The organism is Streptomyces sp. NPDC056361 (assembly GCF_042262805.1).
Taxonomy (GTDB): Bacteria; Actinomycetota; Actinomycetes; order Streptomycetales; family Streptomycetaceae; genus Streptomyces.
In genome coordinates this window covers 1-17,826 of record NZ_JBHJQI010000038.1, presented here as the reverse complement: position 1 = coordinate 17,826, position 17,826 = coordinate 1, and the positions used below count along the sequence as shown (strand labels likewise).

Below are 17,826 nucleotides of genomic sequence, written 5' to 3'. Positions count from 1 at the left end.
GGACCCCGGCCCCGGCCGCCCGGGACCGCCGGGACCGCCCTGGGTCAGTGCCGCAGCAGGGCGCAGACGAAGTCCTCCTGGACGGCGCGGAGCTTGGCCAGGAGGTCCGGCTTGACGGTCTTGCTGGTCTGGGTGGTGATCGAGAAGGTGAGGGAGCGCGTGCCGTCGGCCGTGCCGGCCGCGAACTGGGTGTAGCCCGGGGTGTTGCCGGTGTGGCCGAAGACGGTGCCGCACCGCGTCTTGTAGCGGAAGATCGCGAGTCCGGCGGAGTTGGCGCCGGGCCCGGCGGGCTCCGAGGCTGCGCCGGGGATGAAGGTGCGCTGTGCGCGGCGGGTCTTCTCGGAGAGGTAGTCGTGCCCGCCGGCCCAGGCGCGGACGAAGGCGTTGAGGTCCTTCGGGGTGGAGACGACGCCGCCGGAGGCCCAGATGCCCGACGCGCCGATGAGCTCGCTGATGTCCACCGGCGGCTCGGGCGGGATCACCTCGTAGCCGTGGAGGTACGGCCTCGGCAGGCGGTAGCCCTGCGGCAGGCTGGTCTGCCGCAGGTCGAGGGGCCGGTACACGAGGCGGTCGAGCAGTCGCTCGTACGGCCGTCCCGTGGCGGCCTCGGCCATCAGCGCGACGGCGATGTTGTCGGAGTTCGAGTACGCGTACTGCGATCCCGGAGGGAACTCCAGGTCCTTGTCGGCGACGAAGTCGAGCAGTCGGCGGGAGTCGAAGTGGTGCCGGGGGTCCTGCCGCAGGATGTCGATGAAGGCCGGCGCCTTCGAGTAGTCGGGCAGCCCGCTGGTGTGGTTGAGGAGCTGGCGGAGCGTCACCCGGTGCCAGGCGGTGGGCAGCGACGGCAGGCGTTCGCCGATGGTGTCGTCGAGGTCCAGCCGGTGCCGGTCCACCAGGCGCAGGGCGACCGCGCCGCTGAACGCCTTGGCGACGCTCGCGATCCGCATGTGGTCGGTCGCGTGGGGCGGGCGGCCGGTGCTCGTGTCGGAGACGCCGGCCCGGTAGACCTTCGTACGGTCGCCCTGCCGCAGGAGCACGATCACCCCGGGCGGCCCTCCGGCCGTGCGGACGAGGTCGTCCAGCTGCTTCTGGAGGGCCTTGTCCGGGGGCTTCGGCGTGGCCGCCGCCTGTGCGGGCTGGACGAGGGCGGCGAGCGCCGCGGACGCGGCCAGGCCCGCGACGGGCAGGCGCAGACGTGCGCGCGAGCGGGAGCGGGCTGCGGGGCGTGCCGGCACGGGAACTCCTTCGGGGGGACGCCGGGCGGACGCCCGGTCGGGAGGGTCCGCCTCAGCATCGGACGCGCCGTCGGAGGCCGCCCGTCCCGATGCTCCATCCGGCCCAGGAGCGCGTGCCCCGGCTCCCGGCGCGCGGCGGACGCGAGGGGGTGCGGTGCTCCGGCGGGCGGGCGCTCCGCGCGCGGCGCGCACAGCGTGGCGGCGATGATCCGTGTCACTGCCATGGGACCTTCAGGAGGCCACGGGGCAGCCCTTAGCGTTGCCGTAACGAGCCGGGCGCGACGCGGGCGGGTGCCGCTCCGAGGGCGGTGCGCACCCGGGGTGGTGTCGGCGACCCGTAGGGCTCATCACCGGCAGGGTGAAGGGAGCAGGATGTTCCGCAAGGTGCTGGTAGCGAACCGCGGGGAGATCGCGATTCGCGCGTTCCGCGCTGGCTACGAACTGGGGGCGCGCACGGTGGCCGTCTTCCCCCACGAGGACCGCAACTCTCTGCACCGGCTGAAGGCCGACGAGGCGTACGAGATCGGTGAGCCGGGCCATCCGGTGCGGGCCTACCTCTCCGTGGAGGAGGTCATCCGGGCGGCCCGTCTGGCGGGTGCCGACGCCGTCTACCCGGGTTACGGCTTCCTCTCCGAGAACCCGGAACTGGCGCGCGCGTGCGAGGAGGCGGGCATCACGTTCGTGGGCCCGTCCGCGCCGACCCTGGAGCTCACCGGGAACAAGGCGCGGGCCGTGGCGGCCGCGCGCGAGGCGGGCGTGCCCGTGCTCGGTTCCTCGGCGCCCTCCACCGACGTGGACGAACTCGTGGCGGCGGCCGAGGGCATCGGCTTCCCCGTGTTCGTCAAGGCCGTCGCCGGCGGCGGCGGCCGGGGCATGCGACGGGTCGAGGACCCGGCGACGCTGCGGGAGTCCATCGAGGCGGCGGCGCGCGAGGCGGAGTCCGCGTTCGGCGACGCGACCGTCTTCCTGGAGAAGGCCGTCATCGACCCGCGTCACATCGAGGTGCAGATCCTCGCCGACGGCGAGGGCGGTGTCATCCACCTGTTCGAGCGCGACTGCTCGCTGCAGCGCCGCCACCAGAAGGTGATCGAACTCGCGCCCGCCCCGAACCTCGACCCGGCGGTGCGGCAGCGGATCTGCGACGACGCGGTGCGGTTCGCCCGCCGGATCGGCTACCGCAACGCGGGCACCGTGGAGTTCCTCCTCGACCCCGACGGCAACCACGTCTTCATCGAGATGAACCCGCGCATCCAGGTCGAGCACACGGTGACCGAGGAGGTCACCGACATCGACCTGGTCCAGTCGCAGCTGCGCATCGCCGCCGGGGAGACCCTCGCGGACCTCGGCCTGACGCAGGAGTCCGTCGTCCTGCGCGGCGCCGCCCTGCAGTGCCGGATCACCACCGAGGACCCGGCCAACGGCTTCCGCCCGGACACCGGCATGATCAGCGCGTACCGCTCGCCGGGAGGCTCCGGCATCCGGCTCGACGGCGGCACCACCCATGCCGGCACGGAGGTCAGCGCCCACTTCGACTCGATGCTGGTCAAGCTGACCTGCCGGGGCCGCGACTTCAGGACCGCCGTCGACCGGGCGCGGCGCGCGGTGGCCGAGTTCCGCATCCGGGGCGTGTCCACGAACATCCCGTTCCTCCAGGCCGTGCTCGACGACCCGGACTTCCAGGCCGGCCGCGTCACGACGGCGTTCATCGAGCAGCGGCCGCACCTGCTGACCGCGCGTCACTCGGCCGACCGGGGCACGAAGCTGCTCACGTACCTCGCCGACGTGACCGTGAACAGGCCGCACGGCCCGCGGCCCGAGCTGGTCGCACCGGCCACCAAGCTGCCCCGGCTGCCCGCGGGGGAGCCGCAGGCCGGCTCCCGGCAGCGGCTGGCCGCGCTCGGCCCCGAGGACTTCGCGAGGAGCCTGCGCGAGTCGCCGACCCTGGGGGTCACGGACACCACCTTCCGCGACGCCCACCAGTCGCTCCTCGCGACCCGGGTCCGGACGAAGGACCTGCTGGCCGTCGCCCCGGCGGTGGCGCACACCATGCCGCAGCTGCTGTCCCTGGAGTGCTGGGGCGGCGCGACGTACGACGTCGCGCTGCGCTTCCTCGCCGAGGACCCGTGGGAGCGGCTGGCCGCGCTGCGCGAGGCCGTGCCGAACATCTGCCTGCAGATGCTGCTGCGGGGCCGCAACACCGTGGGGTACACCCCGTACCCCACGGAGGTGACGGACGCGTTCGTGCAGGAGGCCGCCGCCACCGGCATCGACATCTTCCGGATCTTCGACGCGCTCAACGACGTCGACCAGATGCGGCCCGCCATCGAGGCCGTGCGGGAGACCGGCACGGCGGTGGCGGAGGTGGCCCTCTGCTACACGTCCGACCTCTCCGACCCGGCGGAGAAGCTCTACACGCTGGACTACTACCTGCGGCTGGCCGAGAAGATCGTCGCCGCCGGGGCGCACGTCCTCGCGGTCAAGGACATGGCCGGCCTGCTGCGCGCGCCCGCCGCGGCCACGCTGGTCTCGGCGCTGCGCAGGGAGTTCGACCTGCCGGTGCACCTCCACACCCACGACACGGCGGGCGGTCAGCTGGCCACGTACCTCGCGGCGATCCAGGCCGGGGCGGACGCGGTGGACGGCGCGGTCGCCTCCATGGCGGGGACCACCTCGCAGCCGTCGCTGTCGGCGATCGTGGCCGCGACCGACCACTCCGAGCGGCCCACCGGCCTCGACCTCCAGGCGGTCGGCGACCTGGAGCCGTACTGGGAGAGCGTCCGCAGGATCTACGCGCCCTTCGAGGCGGGTCTGGACTCGCCGACCGGGCGCGTGTACCACCACGAGATCCCCGGCGGGCAGCTGTCCAACCTGCGCACGCAGGCCGTCGCGCTCGGTCTCGGGGACCGCTTCGAGGACGTCGAGTCGACGTACGCCGCCGCGGACCGGATGCTGGGCCGGCTGGTGAAGGTCACGCCGTCGTCGAAGGTGGTGGGCGACCTCGCCCTGCACCTGGTGGGTGCCGGGGTCGCGCCCGAGGACTTCGAGGCCGCGCCGAACCGGTTCGACATCCCCGACTCGGTCGTCGGCTTCCTGCGCGGCGAGCTGGGCACGCCGCCCGGCGGCTGGCCGGAGCCCTTCCGCACCAAGGCCCTGGAGGGCCGCCCCGCCCCCAAGCCTCCGCGGGACCTCACCGCGGAGGACCGCGCCGCACTCGCCAAGGACCGGCGCGCCACGCTGAACCGCCTCCTCTTCCCCGGCCCGACGCAGGCGTACGAGGCACACCGCCAGGCCTACGGCGACACCAGCGTGCTCGACAGCAAGGACTTCTTCTACGGGCTCCGCCCGGGGAAGGAGTACACCGTCGACTTCGGTCCCGGCGTGCGGCTGCTCATCGAGCTGGAGGCCATCGGCGAGGCCGACGAGCGCGGCATGCGCACCGTGATGTCCACCCTGAACGGCCAGCTCCGGCCCATCCAGGTGCGGGACAACGCCGCGGCCGCCGACCTCCCGGTGACCGAGAAGGCCGACCGGTCCGACCCCGGCCATGTCGCCGCGCCGTTCGCGGGCGTGGTCACCCTGGCCGTCGCCGAGGGCGACGAGGTCGAGGCCGGTGCGACGGTGGCGACCATCGAGGCGATGAAGATGGAGGCCTCGATCACCGCCCCGCGCGGCGGACGGGTGTCCCGCCTGGCCATCACGCGGATCCAGCAGGTGGAAGGCGGCGACCTCCTCGTCGAGATCGGGTGACGGGTCCGGACAGGACCCAGGGGGTGTCCTGCCGATGGTGCCGGGCTCGGCAGGACACCCCCTAGCGGCCCCGGCTCCGTTTAAGCGGTGACGAAATGGTGGTCGGGGTGGGGGCGCTCGGCGGAAGGTCGTCCCGGCACCCGGTGACGGGGGCCGACATCCACACCACCTTCCACCGTGAGGACGGCCATGACCAGCATGACCACCGCCGCCGGGACGAGCCCGGCGGCCGCCCGCCCCACCCGTGTGCTCCGAGGCCTGAAGGCGCTCGCCCTCGGCCTGACCGCGCTCGCGCTCGGGGTCGCGGGGACGACCGGGACCGCCACGCCGGCCGCCGCCGGCTCCCTGTCCCCGGGCGGCGCCTCCTTCACCGGCGACGCGAGCGCCGAGCTGGTGAAGAAGGAGGGCGACTCGTTCCGCATCTGGCAGAACGTCGACGGGGACGACCGGGTCTGGCCCTGGTCCGGTGACAGCGCGGTCAACGGCAGCGGCTGGAGCGGCGTCGACCCGGCCAAGGTGTACTTCGCCGACCTGAACGACGACGGGTACAAGGACCTCGTGCAGCTGGACGGCGACAGCTTCCGCGTCTGGTACCACAACGGCACGGCGACGTTCGGCGCCAACCCGTGGACCGGACTGCCGTTCCGCACCGGCGGCGGCTGGTCCGGCCACGACCCGTCGGCGATCTGGTTCGCGGACGTCGACGGCGACGGGCGGGCCGACCTCATCGACCGGAACGGCGACGAGCTCCGGTACTTCCCCAACCTCGGCAGCGGCAACAGCTGGGGCTCGGCGGTGACCATCGGCTACGGCTACGGCGGTCACGACCCGCGGGCGATCTGGTTCGCCGACCTCAACGGCGACCGGCGCGCCGAGCGCATCGAGAAGTTCGGGGACAGCTTCCTGGTCGCCCCCAACACCACCGGAGGCAATGGTGGTTGGCCGTGGGGCACCGCGTACTTCACCGGCAGCGGCTGGTCCGGCCAGGACCCGGCGGGCGTCTGGTTCGCCGACCTCACCGGCGACAACCGCGCCGATCTCGTCCAGAAGACCGGCGACGCCCTGAGGTACTTCCCCAACAACGGCTCCGGCAGCGGCCACACGAACTGGGCCGCGGCCGTCGGCGCCGGCGCCGGCTGGTCCGCCGTCGACCCCAAGGGCATCTACTTCGCCTGATCCTGCGGTACGGGGGTCCACAGGGACGGCAGCACACGGGGGAGGCGGCCCCGGGGCCTAGGGTCCCGGGGCCGCTTGCTGCCCCGGAGCGCCCAGCAACTCCCCCGCCAGCGGCGTTCGCTGGTGCAGCATCCAGCGCCCCGAGCGGCGCGAGGTGACGAGGCTGCAGCGCCGCAGCACCGACAGGTGCTGGGACACGGCGGCCGACGTGAGGTCCAGGTAGGACGCCAACTGGCTGGTCGACAGCGGCAGATCGAGGTGGGCGAGCAGCGCGGCCCTGCTCCGCCCGATCAGCTCGGCGAGCGGTTGCGCCGTCCCGCCGGACGCCTCGTCCGTCCACAGTCGGCCGATCCCCCGCGGCGAGTACGTGAGGGTCGGCTGGTACGGCTCGTTGTGCAGGACGAGGAGCCGCGGCCACGCGAAGACGCACGGGACGAGCAGCAGACCGGCACCGTCCGGCGAACGCCGTGCCGAGTGGAGGGGTTTGTCGATGAGGAGCCGGTCCACCTCGTAGCGCGCCTCGGGATGGAGGTCGTCGAAGACCTTGGCGAGGCCGCCCGTGGTGAGCTGGCCCGCCCGGTGCGCGATGTCGGCGTCGTGCAGGGCCCTCAACCGAGGCCACACCGGTTCGACGGCCGCCCGCCAGTACGCGGCCATCGCGTCCACGACGCCGGGCAGTTCCCGCTCCGGGTCCTCGTACAGCGGTCGCAGGAGGGCGGGCAGGCCGTCCCCCGTGCCCAGTTCGTCCAGTGCCGTCCGTACGACGTCGGCGGGTGTCGCGGCGATGGCGTCCAGTTCGTCGCGGAAGTGTCCGGTGAGCGCCTCCGGCGGCGGGGCGAGGAAGTCCGGCACGATCCGCGGGCCCTGGGCGAGCGCGCACAGCACCCTCAGGTCGAGGCCGCGCACCCGTCCGGTCGCGAACTCCAGCCAGGGCCGGTGCACCACGGCGTGGCGCGTGCCGGCGAGCACGGGGACGCTGTGCACGAGCTCCTCCAGCGGGGAGCGTGCGAACCGTATCCGCGTCAGATCGTCGGGCCCGAAGATGATCTCGATCACGCCAGGGAGCGTACCGCCGGCGGTCGGCGGGCACCTCCGGGCCGTCTCGTTGAGACTTAGCAACTAAGAAGCTTAGAATTCGCGGAGCCTTCGCACGGCCTGCCGCCCACCCGGGCGGCGGCGGGGGCTCCGCCGTGCCCGCGGGGCGCAGCCCCGACCGGCGGGTCGAGCAAGACGAGAAGGAGCTCCTCCGTGGCTTCCCACCGCCGCCCGAAGCAGACCGGTCCGCGCCGTACCGGGGTTCTCACCGTGACGGCCGCGGCGGCTGTCGCCCTCTCCACGCAGGCCGCCTCCGCGGACCCGCTGCCCGACCCGAACAAGAAGGGCGTGCAGGCGCAGATCGATCGGCTCTACGAGCAGGCGACACAGGCGACGGAGAAGTACAACGGGGCCGGCGAGAAGGCCGAGACGCTGAAGAAGCAGGTGGCGACGCTGCAGGACGCCGCCGCGCGCAAGCAGGGCGAGCTCAACGAACTCCGCGACCGGATCGGCACGGTGGCGGCCGGCCAGTACCGCGCGGGGGGTCTCGACCCCGCCCTGCAGCTCTTCCTCTCCGGCGATCCGGACACCTATCTGGAGAGGGCGTCCACCCTCGACCGGGCCGGGGACCGGCAGACGGCCGTCCTGCAGCAGTTCCTCTCCCAGCAGCGGGCGCTCCGGCAGCAGCGCGCGGAGGCGTCCGAGAAACTGCGCGACCTGGACGAGGTGCAGACGGAGCTCGGCCGGCGGAAGGGCGAGATCCAGGGCAAGCTCCGCGAGGCCCAGCGGCTCCTCAACACCCTGACGGCGAAGGAGCGTGCGCGGATCGCGGAGGCGGAGGACCGCGCCGACCGCGCGAGCGCCCGGGTCGACCTGGGCGACGAGACGAGCGCGTCGACGCGCGCGGCCGCCGCCTTCGCCGCCGCCAAGAGCCGTGTCGGCCTGCCGTACGTCTGGGGTGCGAGCGGACCGACGTCCTTCGACTGCTCGGGCCTCACCTCGTGGGCGTTCCGTCAGGCCGACGTGTCCATACCGCGCACGTCGCAGGCGCAGGCGAACATCGGCACCCGCATCGACTCCCTCGGCGCCCTCAGGCCCGGCGACCTCGTCATCATGCGCACCGACCTGAGCCACGTCGGCTTCTACGCGGGCAACGGGCAGATCCTCCACTCCCCCAAGCCGGGCGCGAAGGTGCGCTACGAGTCCATCGCCCGCAGCGGCATGCCCTTCATGTGGGGCGTGCGCGTCGGCTGACGCCCCGCACCGTCGACGGCCCCCCGACCTGCCCGTCTACTATGAAACCGAGTGCGGGAACGGCGGAGAGGACACGGCGCATGCGTCGGCTGGGGGAGCTCGAGGCGGAGATCATGGACCGCTTCTGGAGATGGGACCGCCCCGCGACCGTCCGCGAGGTCGTCGACGACATCAACCAGGACCGGGACGTCGCCTACACCACGGTGACCACGGTCACGAGCATCCTCTTCCACAAGGGCCACCTCACACGCACCCGCGAGGGGCGGGTCTGGCACTACGAGGCCGTCGCGTCACGCGAGGCGTACGCCGCGGCGCTCATGGAGGACGGCCTGGGGGCCAGCGAGGACCGGCCGGCGGCTCTCGCCCGGTTCGTGGAGAACCTCGACGCCGACGAGATCGCCGCCCTCCGCAAGGCCCTCCGCGGCGTCGGACGGCGGGACAAGGGGTGAACGCGGCCCCGGCCCTGCTGGGGTACGCGGCCGTCGTGGGCTTCGCCGTGCCGCGCCTGATGACGCGCAGCGCCTGGCCGTACCGGACCCCCGCGCCGGCCGCGGCCGTGTGGCTCGCCCTGACCGTGTCGTTCACGCTCGCGGTGGCGCTCGCCGCCTCCCAGCTCGCGACGCCGACCGAGCACCTCCACGCGGGGCTGCTCGGCCTGCTGCACGCCTGCGGTCTCGGCGCCCCGGCGCCTGCGCCGAGCCCCTCCACCGCGCAACGACTGGCCCTGGCCTTGCCCCTCGCCGTCGTCACCGCCGTCGTCGCCGCGTCCCTCTTCCACCTCGCCCGCACGGGGCTCGTCCGCGCCCGGCACCGCGACCGGCTCGACAAGGTGGGGGTGCGCTGCGAGCGCCTCCGCGTCACGGTCCTCCCCCATGCCACGCCGGGGGCGTACTGCCTGCCGGGATTCCGCTCGCGGATCGTCGTCAGCGACGCCGCCGTGGAGCTCCTGACGGAGGAGCAGATGGGCGCGGTCCTCGCCCACGAGCGGGCGCACGTCTCCGGCCGCCACCACGTGCTCCTCGCCGCCGCGCACGGTTTCGCCACCGTCTTCCCCCGGCTTCCGCTGGCGCGCCTCGCCCGCGAGCAGCTGGCCGTCCTCCTGGAGATGGCGGCGGACGATCGCGCGCTGCGACACCACTCCCGCGAGGTCCTCGCGACCGCGATGTACGAGATGGCCGCGAGCCGCGCCCCCGAGGGCGCCTTCGCCGTGGGCGGGTCGACGGCGCTGCTCCGCATGAGCCGCGTCCTCGGCCCCCACCGGACTCCGCACCCGGCGTTCCGCGGCTCCATGGCCTCGCTCGCCCTCGCCGTCCCGCTGCTTCCGCTGCTGGTCGCCTGCCCGCCCGGCTTCTGATCCCTCCGGGGCCGGGCGCCGCGCCACGGGGGCTGCTTCAGGTGGCCGTCGAGCCCGTGGGCCTGAACTCGACGGTGCGGTCCGGTCGGCCCGTGTCGAGGCGTACCGGCTCCGCGGCCTTGAGCAGTCCGCAGTGGACGACCTGGCCGTACATGGGGGTGGGGCGTCCCGGCGCGCTCAGGAGCCGGACCCCCGGGCGAGGAGGGGGAGGCGGGCGAGGGTGTCGCGGGCGCGGCGCCCGCCGGCGGTCCTGGGGACCATGAGGCGGACGTTGAGGCCGATGCGCTGCTTCCTGCGCACCAGGGGGCTGTGGGTGGCGTGGTAGCGGGCGAAGGCGGCCGTGTGGTCGTCGGGGCGGTCGGCGAGCGCGGCCGCGAGCCGGTGGGCCCCGACGAGGGCGAGTTCGGCGCCCGCGCCGGAGGCGGGCGAGGCGCACCAGGCGGCGTCGCCGACGAGGGCGACGCGGCCGGTGGACCAGGCGGGGAGGTGGATCTGGCCGAGGGCGTCGAAGTAGAGCGCCGGGTCGTCGAGCGCGTCCGCGAGGAGGCGGGGCACGTGCCAGGAGGTGTCGCCGCCGAACGCGTCGCGCAGGAAACGCCGTTGCCGGCCGGTGTCGCGGTGGTCGTGGGCGAGGGGCGTCGAGCGGAACATGAAGTAGGCCTTGGCCCGGGCGTGGTTGCCCGAGCGGTAGACGCCGGCCATTTTGCCGGGGGTGTTGTGCATCGTGACCCAGCGGTTCTCGCCGAGGGCGGGGTCGGCGTCGGCGAAGGCGAAGTAGTGGCCCTTGAAGCGGAGGAAGCGTTCGGTGGGCCCGAAGGCGAGGCGGCGGACGTTCGAGTGGAGGCCGTCGGCGCCGACGACCAGGTCGAAGCGGCGCGGGGCGGCGCCGTCGAAGGTGACGGTGACGCCGTTCCCGTCCTGCTCCAGGGTGTGGATCGACGCGCCGAAGAGGTACTCGACGTCGGTCTCCTCCCGGAGCAGGGCGACCAGGTCGCCGCGCATGATCTCGACGGCGCCGGGGGTGCGGATGTCGATGCGGGCGGTGGTGCGGCCGTCGGCGTCGACGAACTTCATGCCGTGGACGTCGGCGGCCGCGGCCTCGACGGCGGGCCCGATGCCCATGTCCGCGGCAACCTCCAGGGCTTGGCCGCGCAGGTCGACGCCGTTGCCGCCGGTGCGCGGGGCGGGTGCGCGTTCGACGACGGTCGGGCGGAATCCGTGCCGGGCGAGCCGGTGGGCGAGGGTGAGACCTGCGATGCTCGCGCCGGAGATGAGGATGCGCTCGTTCATGTGCTCTCCTCTATGCTAATTGGAACAACGATTCCAGATGAGTATGTGGAAGGAGCGTTCCAGATGTCAACGCCGGGGAGTGCCGGGCGCCGCGCCGACGCGGTCCGCAACCGGGGGCTCGCGCTGGAAGCGGCCACGGAACTGCTGTCCGAGCCGGACGCCGCCCTGACCGTCGAGGCCATCGCGAAGCGCGCCGGCCTGGGCGCCGGGACGGTCGTACGGGCCTTCGGCGGCAAGGAGGCCCTCCTCGACGCCGCCGTGGCGGGCCTGCTCGAACCGATCGTCCTGCGCGCGCGGGAACTGCGCGGGAGCACCCGGCCGGACGAGGCACTCCGCACGTTCCTCGCCGAACTCATGGACGTCCACGCCGCGCACCACGGCGTCGGCGACCGGCTCTCCGGCCTCGACCTGCCTGCCACCGACGCCCTGCGCGCCGAACTCGTCGCCGCCGTCGAGGAGATGATCGACCGCGGACGCGGAGCCGGGCTCCTGCGCACCGACCTCGACGCCGGCCTCCTGACGACGCTCGTCGGCCGGACCGCGTACGCCGTCGCCCGCGGCCGGACCGCGGACCACGACCCGACCGAGGCCTACCTCACCGTCCTGATGGACGGCCTGCGCCCGCGACCGTGAGCCCTTCGCGCACGTGACCGTGCACCGAACGCCCGGTCGACCCGCGCCATCCGTGTGAGGGAGCGCCCAGCGTCACGATCAAGCCGAACCCAGGGCGCGGGGCATGGGCCGACGGGCGGTGGGGCACCGATGGTCGCGTGCCCCACACAGACGAGACACAGCGATTCACCGCCTTGTCGGCACGGCTGACCGGCTTCGGCGACGAGGAACTGACGGCCACCGGGCTCGTCGAGACGTACCGGGCGGTGGCCGCGGAACGGCTCGGCGCGGAGCCGTACCGGCGCCTCCTGAGCGGGACGGAGGAACCGGCCGGCGCCCTGGACGGCGAGCTGGGGGTGTCGGCCCGCGCGTTGACGTACCTCTGGTACACGGGCAGTTGGCCGGGTCCCCCACCGCTCCTGGTGTCCCCGCGGGCCTACGCCGAGGGCCTGGTGTGGAAAGCGGCCGGCCTCACGGCCCCCGCCGCGGCTCCCGGAGGGTACGGCAGCTGGGCCGAGGGGGCGGGCCGGTGACGCGGTACGACGTGATCGTCGTCGGCGCCGGCGTCGCGGGTTCCCTCGTCGCACACCGGCTCGGCCGGGGCGGGCGGCGCCGGGTCCTGGTCCTGGAGGCGGGCGCGGCCGACCCCCGCCCCCACGGCGCCGACACCGACCCGCTGACCGCGTACCTGACGGCCGCGGGCCGACTGCCCGGCACCGGCCACCGGCCCCATCCGGCCGCGCCCTGGCCCGAGGTGACGGACCTCGCCGGCACGGACGGGACGCCCGGCTTCAGGGCGGCCGGGCACCTGCGCCAGGACGGCCCGCTCCCGTACGCCAGCGGATACGTCCGCGTGAACGGCGGCACCGGCAACGTGTGGACGGGGCTCGCGCCCCGCATGCTGCCGGAGGACTTCGACACCGAGTCGTTCGGGTACGGGCGGCGGTGGCCGCTCGGCTACGACGACCTGGAACCCCACTACCGGGCGGCGGAGGAACACCTGGGGGTCGCCGCGGACGCCGACGAGCAGCGCGCGCACCTCGGCCTGCGCTTCCCCGACGGTTACGCGTTCCCCATGCGGCCGCTGCCCGCCGCGCGTCTGGACCGCGTCCTCGCGACCCGGCTCGACGGGCGGCGCGTCAAGGACCCCGTCGCCCTGAGCGAGGTCGAACTGAAGGTGGTCGGCACCCCGCACGCCCGCAACGGCGTCCCGGACCCCCGGTTCGACGGCGGCCGGGGCTACGTCCCGCGCGGACGGGACGGGCGGCCCGATCCGGACAACCGGTGCGTGGGCAACGCGAGTTGCATCCCGCACTGCCCCTCGTACGCGAAGTACACCCCGCTCAGGACCCAGGGGCGGTGGAGCACGTCCGTCACGCTCCGGGACCGGTCCGTGGTGAGCCGCGTCCTCGTCGACGGGCGGGGGCGCGCCACGGGCGTGGAGTACCGCTCGTACGACGGGGAGGTGTCCGTCGCGCACGCCGACGTCGTCGTGCTCGCCGCCCACGCGGTGGAGAACGCCCGACTGCTGCTCCTGTCCGGGCTCGCCGGGCGCAGCGGCCAGGTGGGCCGGAACCTGATGGACCATCCGGTCCTGCTGACCTGGGGGCTGCTGCCCGAGGGCGAGCACGGGGGGTCCTACCGGGGGCCCGGGTCCGTCTCGGGCTTCGAGGGCTTCCGCGGGGGCCCGGCGCGCCGGCTGCGGGCGCCGTTCCGCGTGGAGTTCGGGACGTGGGGCTGGATCTGGGCGAAGGGGCCGGTCGAGACCGACGTGGACCACTTCCTGACCGAACGCGGACTGCTCGGCGGGGAGTTGAGGGCGGCGCTCGGGGACAGGCTCCGCCGGCAGTTCGCCCTCCAGTTCGAGATGGAGCAGGGCGCCGACCCGGCGAACCGGGTCACCCTCCACCCGTCCGAGCGCGATGCGCTGGGCCTCCCCCGGCCCCTGGTCACCTACGACCTCGACGAGCACGTCAAGGAGGGCATGGCGGCCGCCCGTGCCGTGTCGGACCAGCTCTTCGCGCTGCTCGGCGCCGAGGACCACACGGACTACACGCCGTCGGCGGCCTGGCCGGGGCGCTTCGAGCACCGCGGCCGCACCTACGGCTACCGCGGGGCCGGCCACGCGGCCGGGACCCACATCATGGGCGACTCCCCCGCCACCTCGGTGGTGGACGCCTGGCAGCGCTGCTGGGACCACCCCGGCCTGTACGCGGTGGGCTGCGGCAGCATGCCGTCGGTGGCCACCTCCAACCCGACCCTGACCATGGCCGCGCTGGCACTGCGCAGCGCCGAGCGCGTCGAGGCGGACCTGACGGCCCGCGACCGACTGCCGACCACCGGCCCGACCACCCCGGGAGCCCCCTCGTGACCCCGCTGCCCCTGCCGCCCGTGCCCGAGCCCTTCCAGCTGCCGTTCCACTACGGGGCGTTGCACCAGATCGGCGTCGACTGGCTGGTGGACCCCGACCCGGTCCACACCCTGCTCGCCAAACACCATCCGGACCTGACCGCGGCCACGTTCGACGACGGACGCGCGCTGGTCTCGCTCGACTACCAGCTGTACTTCGCCCAGTACGCGTTCGGCGGCGGCGTCACCCAGGAGATCGAGTTCAACGTCATCGCCTTCCCGACCGCCGAAGCGGACCGGCTGCCCCGGCTGACCTACGAGCGGTACGCGCGGGGCTGGGACCAGACGAAGCTGCTCGGCATCGCCCGCCTGCACGTCGTCTGCGACAACCCGTTCGCGATCAGGGCCGGGCGCGAGCTGTACGCCGAACCCAAGTACCCCGGCTGGTTCGAGGTCGGCCTGCCGTCCCTCAACGGACCCGCGGGCGCGACCTGGACCGTGCGCTGCAAGGCCGCCGAGGTCGGTCCGGACGACGTCCTGGAACGGGGATCGGCGCCGCTGCTCGACCTCGCGGCCAGGCTGGACGGCCTGACCGCCGTCGCGGCCGACTCCGCCCCGATCACCGGCTACGGCACCGACCGCGAGGGCCGCCTGCTCGCCGGACCGATGAACGTCTACCAGCCCTACTCCTGGTACGACCTCTCCGCCGCCGAGCACTCCGGGCGCACCCGCCTCACCGTCCACGCCCCGGACGGCGACCTGGGCCGCGACCTCCGCACGGTCCTCCCGGACGGCACACCGGCGGCGGGCGCCTGGACGTACCAGTCACCCCCGGTGGCCGCCCACAACCGCCCGTACTACCTGTCGGCGGGGCCGCGGCCGTAGGGGTGCCGATCAGGCGGTGCGCAGGGCGTCGGCGATGCCCCGGGCCAGGAACGGGATCCGGTGCGCGGGGACGCCCGCGATGTTGATGCGGCCGGACGTGGTGCCGTAGATGCCGGACCGGTGCCGCATCCGGCGCATCTGCTCGGGAGTGAGGGGCAGCATCGAGAACATGCCCTTCTGCCGTGCGAGGGCCCGCGCCGGCTCCTCGTGGCCGAGGGCGGCCAGGTGGGCGACGAGGTCCGTCCGGTTGGCCGTGACGCGGTGGCGCATGACGTCGAGTTCGGCGAGCCACACGGCCTTCAGGCGCTCGTCGCCCAGGACGGTGGCGACGACGGCGGCGCCGTGGTCCGGCGGCATCGAGTAGAGGGTGCGGGCGGCGTTCTGCAGGGCGGTCTCGACGTGCCGGAGCGCCCGTGCGGAGGAGCCGAGGACGACGGCGCAGCCGGTGCGGTCGCTGTAGAGGCCGAAGTTCTTGGAGCAGCTGACGGCGATCAGCACTTCGGGGAGGCGTTCGGCCAGCATCCGGGTCGGGCCGAGGTCGGCGTCGAGGCCGTCGCCGAGGCCGTGGTAGGCGAGGTCGACGAAGGGGACCCAGCCGTTGGCCGCGGCGAGCCCGGCGAGCCGTTCCCACGTGCCGAAGGAGGGGTCGGCTCCGGTGGGGTTGTGGCAGCAGCCCTGCAGCAGGACGACGTCGCCGGGACCCGCCTCGCGGAGGTCGTCCAGGAGGTCCTCGTCGTCCGGCCGCCCGGCGGGGCCGAGCCAGCGGTACGTGCGGACGGTGAGGCCCGCGCCTTCGAGGATGGGGCGGTGGTTGACGTACGCCGGGTCGCTGATCCACACCGTGGTGCCGGGGCGGGTCTGCCGTACGAGGTCGGCGAGGAGGCGCAGGGCGCCGGTGCCCGCCACGGTCTGGACGGCCGTCGCGCGCGAGGTGAGGGCCTCGGTGCCGAGGACGGTGGTGAGCATGGCGTCGTTGAAGGCGGTGTTGCCCGACAGGCCCAGGTACTCCTTGGAGCCGGAGCGTTCCGCCAGGCGCATCTCGGCCTCCTTGACCGCCGCCATGACCGGAGTGACCCCGGTGTGGTCGCGGTAGACGCCGAGGACGAGGTTGAGGCGGTCCGGGCGCGGGTCGGCGGCGTACTCGGCGGTCAGGTCCCACAGCGGGTCCACGGGCGGGGCGGGGAGCAGCTCAAGCATCGGCGGACACCTTGGTTCGGGAGGAGCGTCGGCGTCGGTTGGCGAGCGCGACACCGAGGGTGATCAGGGGGACGCCGACCACGACGGGCAGGGTCGGCGACTCGTGGAGCAGGGGAACGGCGAGCAGGACGACGGCGACGGGGCTGAGGCTGCCGACGACGGAGCTGCGCTCCGGGCCGAGCCGGCGGATCGCGAAGGCGTAGAGCAGTCCCGCGCACAGGCCGACGCCCAGGCCCTGGACGACGAGGAAGAGCGCGATGTCGCCGCCCTCCGCGCGGGCGAGGCCGGTGGGCAGGACGCCGGTCAGGCTCAGCAGCGCGATGACGGCGAAGGAGGGCAGGCACAGCAGGCCGATGGAGCCGACGGGGTCGAGGTCGACCTCCCGCAGGCCCACGGTGTAGAGCGCCCACAGTCCGCTGGCCACGAGCAGCGTTCCCGTGCCGAGGAGGACGTCCGCGTCGAGGGACGCGGTGTAGCGCCACACCAGGGCCACGACGCCGGCCACGATGAGGGCGAGGCCGGCCGCCTGGGTGCCGCGCGGGGCGCTCTTGCCGCCCGCGACCATGAGGGCCGAGACGAACAGCGGGACCATGCCGGGCACGATCGCGCCGACGAAGGCCGCCGACGTGAGGGATCCGCCGTACATGGCGGCGAGGAAGAACGGGACCCCCGCACCGCAGATGATCTTTGCGGCGGGGCCGAACCGCACGGCGGCCAGCCGGCGCCTGCGCCGCCACAGGGCCGGGGCGAGGACCACGAGGGGCACGCCGAAGCGCAGCAGCGCGGCGTCCGCGGGCAGCAGCGTCGAGCTGCTCAGGGCGCGGGCGCTGAGCGCGAACGCGGCCCAGATGGTCACGGTGAGCAGCAGCGCGAGCATGCCGACGGCGTGCGGCGAGAGCCCCGGGAACCGTCCGGTGCGGGGTTGCGCGTCCTGTCCGCCGGACGGAGCCCGCCTGTCCGGCGCCTCCGCCGTGCTCTCCCCCGCCGATTGCGTTACGGCCACCGGCCATTCCTCCCGCTCGTAGCCCTTCGGGCGGAACCGACGTCCGGCTTCACCCCCGAACAGCAACGCTAGGGCTTCGGGCGGGGCAGACGATTGCCAGTTATGCCCTCCAGGCATAGCGTGGGGGCAGAATCTGCCAAGTCCAGCCAAGGAGAGCCCATGGACGCCGTGGACTTCCAGATCATCCACGAGCTTCAGGCGGACGGGCGCCTGTCGAACCAGGACCTCGCCGACCGGATCCGGCTGTCCCCCTCCCCCTGTCTGCGCCGGGTGCGCCGCCTGGAGGAGTCGGGACTGATCGGCGGCTACACGGCCACCGTCGACCAGGTCGCCTTCGGCCTTCCGATCACCGTCTTCGTGCGGATCCGCCTGGAGCGCCACACGGCGGAGGCGGTCAACGTGTTCGAGCAGCACGTCGGCCTCATCGACCACATCCAGGACTGCTATCTGATGGCCGGCAGCAGCGACTACCTGCTCAGGGTCGTCATCGAGAGCCTGGAGGCCTACGAGGCCCTCGTCCGCACCCGTATCCACGCCATCCCCGGCATCGCGTCGATCGAGTCCAGCTTCGCCTTCGGCAGCGTCAAGCAGTCGAGGGTCTACCCCCGGCCGGGCGTCCCGTCCCGCCCGCGCACCGGTGGCACCGGCGGCTGATCCCGGGTCGGCCACCGACGGCTGCCCGCCCGGCG

At 74.0% G+C, this 17,826-nt stretch carries 15 protein-coding genes; 10 read left to right on the top strand and 5 right to left on the bottom strand.

The window, feature by feature from the left end; genetic code table 11:
- Positions 1–44: 44 nt before the first annotated feature.
- Complete coding sequence (locus ACFCY7_RS15155) at positions 45–1,235, bottom strand: serine hydrolase domain-containing protein (RefSeq protein ID WP_376484891.1); 1,191 nt, start codon at positions 1,233–1,235, stop codon at positions 45–47.
- A 372-nt stretch (positions 1,236–1,607) separates the two neighbouring features.
- Between ACFCY7_RS15155 and ACFCY7_RS15150 the strand changes: the two genes are divergently transcribed.
- Positions 1,608–4,982, top strand: a complete 3,375-nt coding sequence (locus ACFCY7_RS15150; RefSeq protein ID WP_376484889.1) for a pyruvate carboxylase — start codon at positions 1,608–1,610, stop codon at positions 4,980–4,982.
- A gap of 189 nt (positions 4,983–5,171) precedes the next feature.
- Entirely contained in the window at positions 5,172–6,158 is a 987-nt protein-coding gene (locus ACFCY7_RS15145; RefSeq protein WP_376484887.1) for an FG-GAP repeat domain-containing protein, read from the top strand.
- Between the two features lie 57 nt (positions 6,159–6,215).
- On the opposite strand, the gene ACFCY7_RS15140 is transcribed toward ACFCY7_RS15145, so the two are convergent.
- Complete coding sequence (locus tag ACFCY7_RS15140; RefSeq protein ID WP_376484884.1) at positions 6,216–7,214, bottom strand: DUF5937 family protein; 999 nt, start codon at positions 7,212–7,214, stop codon at positions 6,216–6,218.
- 192 nt (positions 7,215–7,406) lie between these two features.
- Between ACFCY7_RS15140 and ACFCY7_RS15135 the strand changes: the two genes are divergently transcribed.
- The 3 genes from ACFCY7_RS15135 to ACFCY7_RS15125 all read left to right on the top strand — a co-directional run bounded on the left by ACFCY7_RS15135 (position 7,407) and on the right by ACFCY7_RS15125 (position 9,801).
- A complete protein-coding gene (locus ACFCY7_RS15135; protein ID WP_376484881.1) occupies positions 7,407–8,447 on the top strand; it encodes an NlpC/P60 family protein in 1,041 nt (346 codons plus the stop codon).
- A gap of 80 nt (positions 8,448–8,527) precedes the next feature.
- The gene (locus ACFCY7_RS15130; RefSeq protein WP_376484879.1) at positions 8,528–8,896 is read left to right on the top strand and encodes a BlaI/MecI/CopY family transcriptional regulator; all 369 of its coding nucleotides are present in this window, start codon (positions 8,528–8,530) and stop codon (positions 8,894–8,896) included.
- Positions 8,893–9,801: a M56 family metallopeptidase gene (locus tag ACFCY7_RS15125; RefSeq protein ID WP_376484877.1), complete on the top strand. Its 909-nt coding sequence runs from the start codon at positions 8,893–8,895 to the stop codon at positions 9,799–9,801. Before ACFCY7_RS15130 ends, ACFCY7_RS15125 begins: the two co-directional genes overlap by 4 nt.
- A gap of 177 nt (positions 9,802–9,978) precedes the next feature.
- On the opposite strand, the gene ACFCY7_RS15120 is transcribed toward ACFCY7_RS15125, so the two are convergent.
- Positions 9,979–11,091, bottom strand: coding sequence for an FAD-dependent monooxygenase (locus tag ACFCY7_RS15120; RefSeq protein WP_376484875.1), 1,113 nt, complete (start codon positions 11,089–11,091; stop codon positions 9,979–9,981).
- A 63-nt stretch (positions 11,092–11,154) separates the two neighbouring features.
- Between ACFCY7_RS15120 and ACFCY7_RS15115 the strand changes: the two genes are divergently transcribed.
- The 4 genes from ACFCY7_RS15115 (at position 11,155) to ACFCY7_RS15100 (ending at position 14,937) form a co-directional block, all read left to right on the top strand.
- Entirely contained in the window at positions 11,155–11,724 is a 570-nt protein-coding gene (locus ACFCY7_RS15115; protein ID WP_376484872.1) for a TetR/AcrR family transcriptional regulator, read from the top strand.
- 137 nt (positions 11,725–11,861) lie between these two features.
- Positions 11,862–12,236 (top strand): hypothetical protein, encoded by a 375-nt coding sequence (locus ACFCY7_RS15110; RefSeq protein ID WP_376484870.1) that lies wholly within the window; start codon positions 11,862–11,864, stop codon positions 12,234–12,236.
- Entirely contained in the window at positions 12,233–14,074 is a 1,842-nt protein-coding gene (locus tag ACFCY7_RS15105) for a GMC family oxidoreductase (RefSeq protein WP_376484868.1), read from the top strand. The genes ACFCY7_RS15110 and ACFCY7_RS15105 overlap by 4 nt, the downstream gene beginning before the upstream one ends.
- A complete protein-coding gene (locus ACFCY7_RS15100) occupies positions 14,071–14,937 on the top strand; it encodes a hypothetical protein (RefSeq protein ID WP_376484866.1) in 867 nt (288 codons plus the stop codon). The genes ACFCY7_RS15105 and ACFCY7_RS15100 overlap by 4 nt, the downstream gene beginning before the upstream one ends.
- A gap of 9 nt (positions 14,938–14,946) precedes the next feature.
- Here ACFCY7_RS15100 and ACFCY7_RS15095 read toward each other — a convergent pair whose 3' ends face one another.
- Together ACFCY7_RS15095 and ACFCY7_RS15090 are read right to left on the bottom strand one after the other, a co-directional pair.
- Complete coding sequence (locus ACFCY7_RS15095; protein ID WP_376484863.1) at positions 14,947–16,134, bottom strand: aromatic amino acid transaminase; 1,188 nt, start codon at positions 16,132–16,134, stop codon at positions 14,947–14,949.
- On the bottom strand, positions 16,127–17,137 hold the full coding sequence (locus ACFCY7_RS15090) for a DMT family transporter (RefSeq protein WP_376484860.1): 1,011 nt from the start codon (positions 17,135–17,137) through the stop codon (positions 16,127–16,129). Before ACFCY7_RS15090 ends, ACFCY7_RS15095 begins: the two co-directional genes overlap by 8 nt.
- Before the next feature lie 159 nt (positions 17,138–17,296).
- Between ACFCY7_RS15090 and ACFCY7_RS15085 the strand changes: the two genes are divergently transcribed.
- Positions 17,297–17,791 carry an Lrp/AsnC family transcriptional regulator gene (locus tag ACFCY7_RS15085; RefSeq protein ID WP_376484857.1) on the top strand — a complete coding sequence of 165 codons (495 nt, stop codon included), beginning with the start codon at positions 17,297–17,299 and terminating at the stop codon, positions 17,789–17,791.
- The last annotated feature ends 35 nt before the right edge of the window (positions 17,792–17,826 follow it).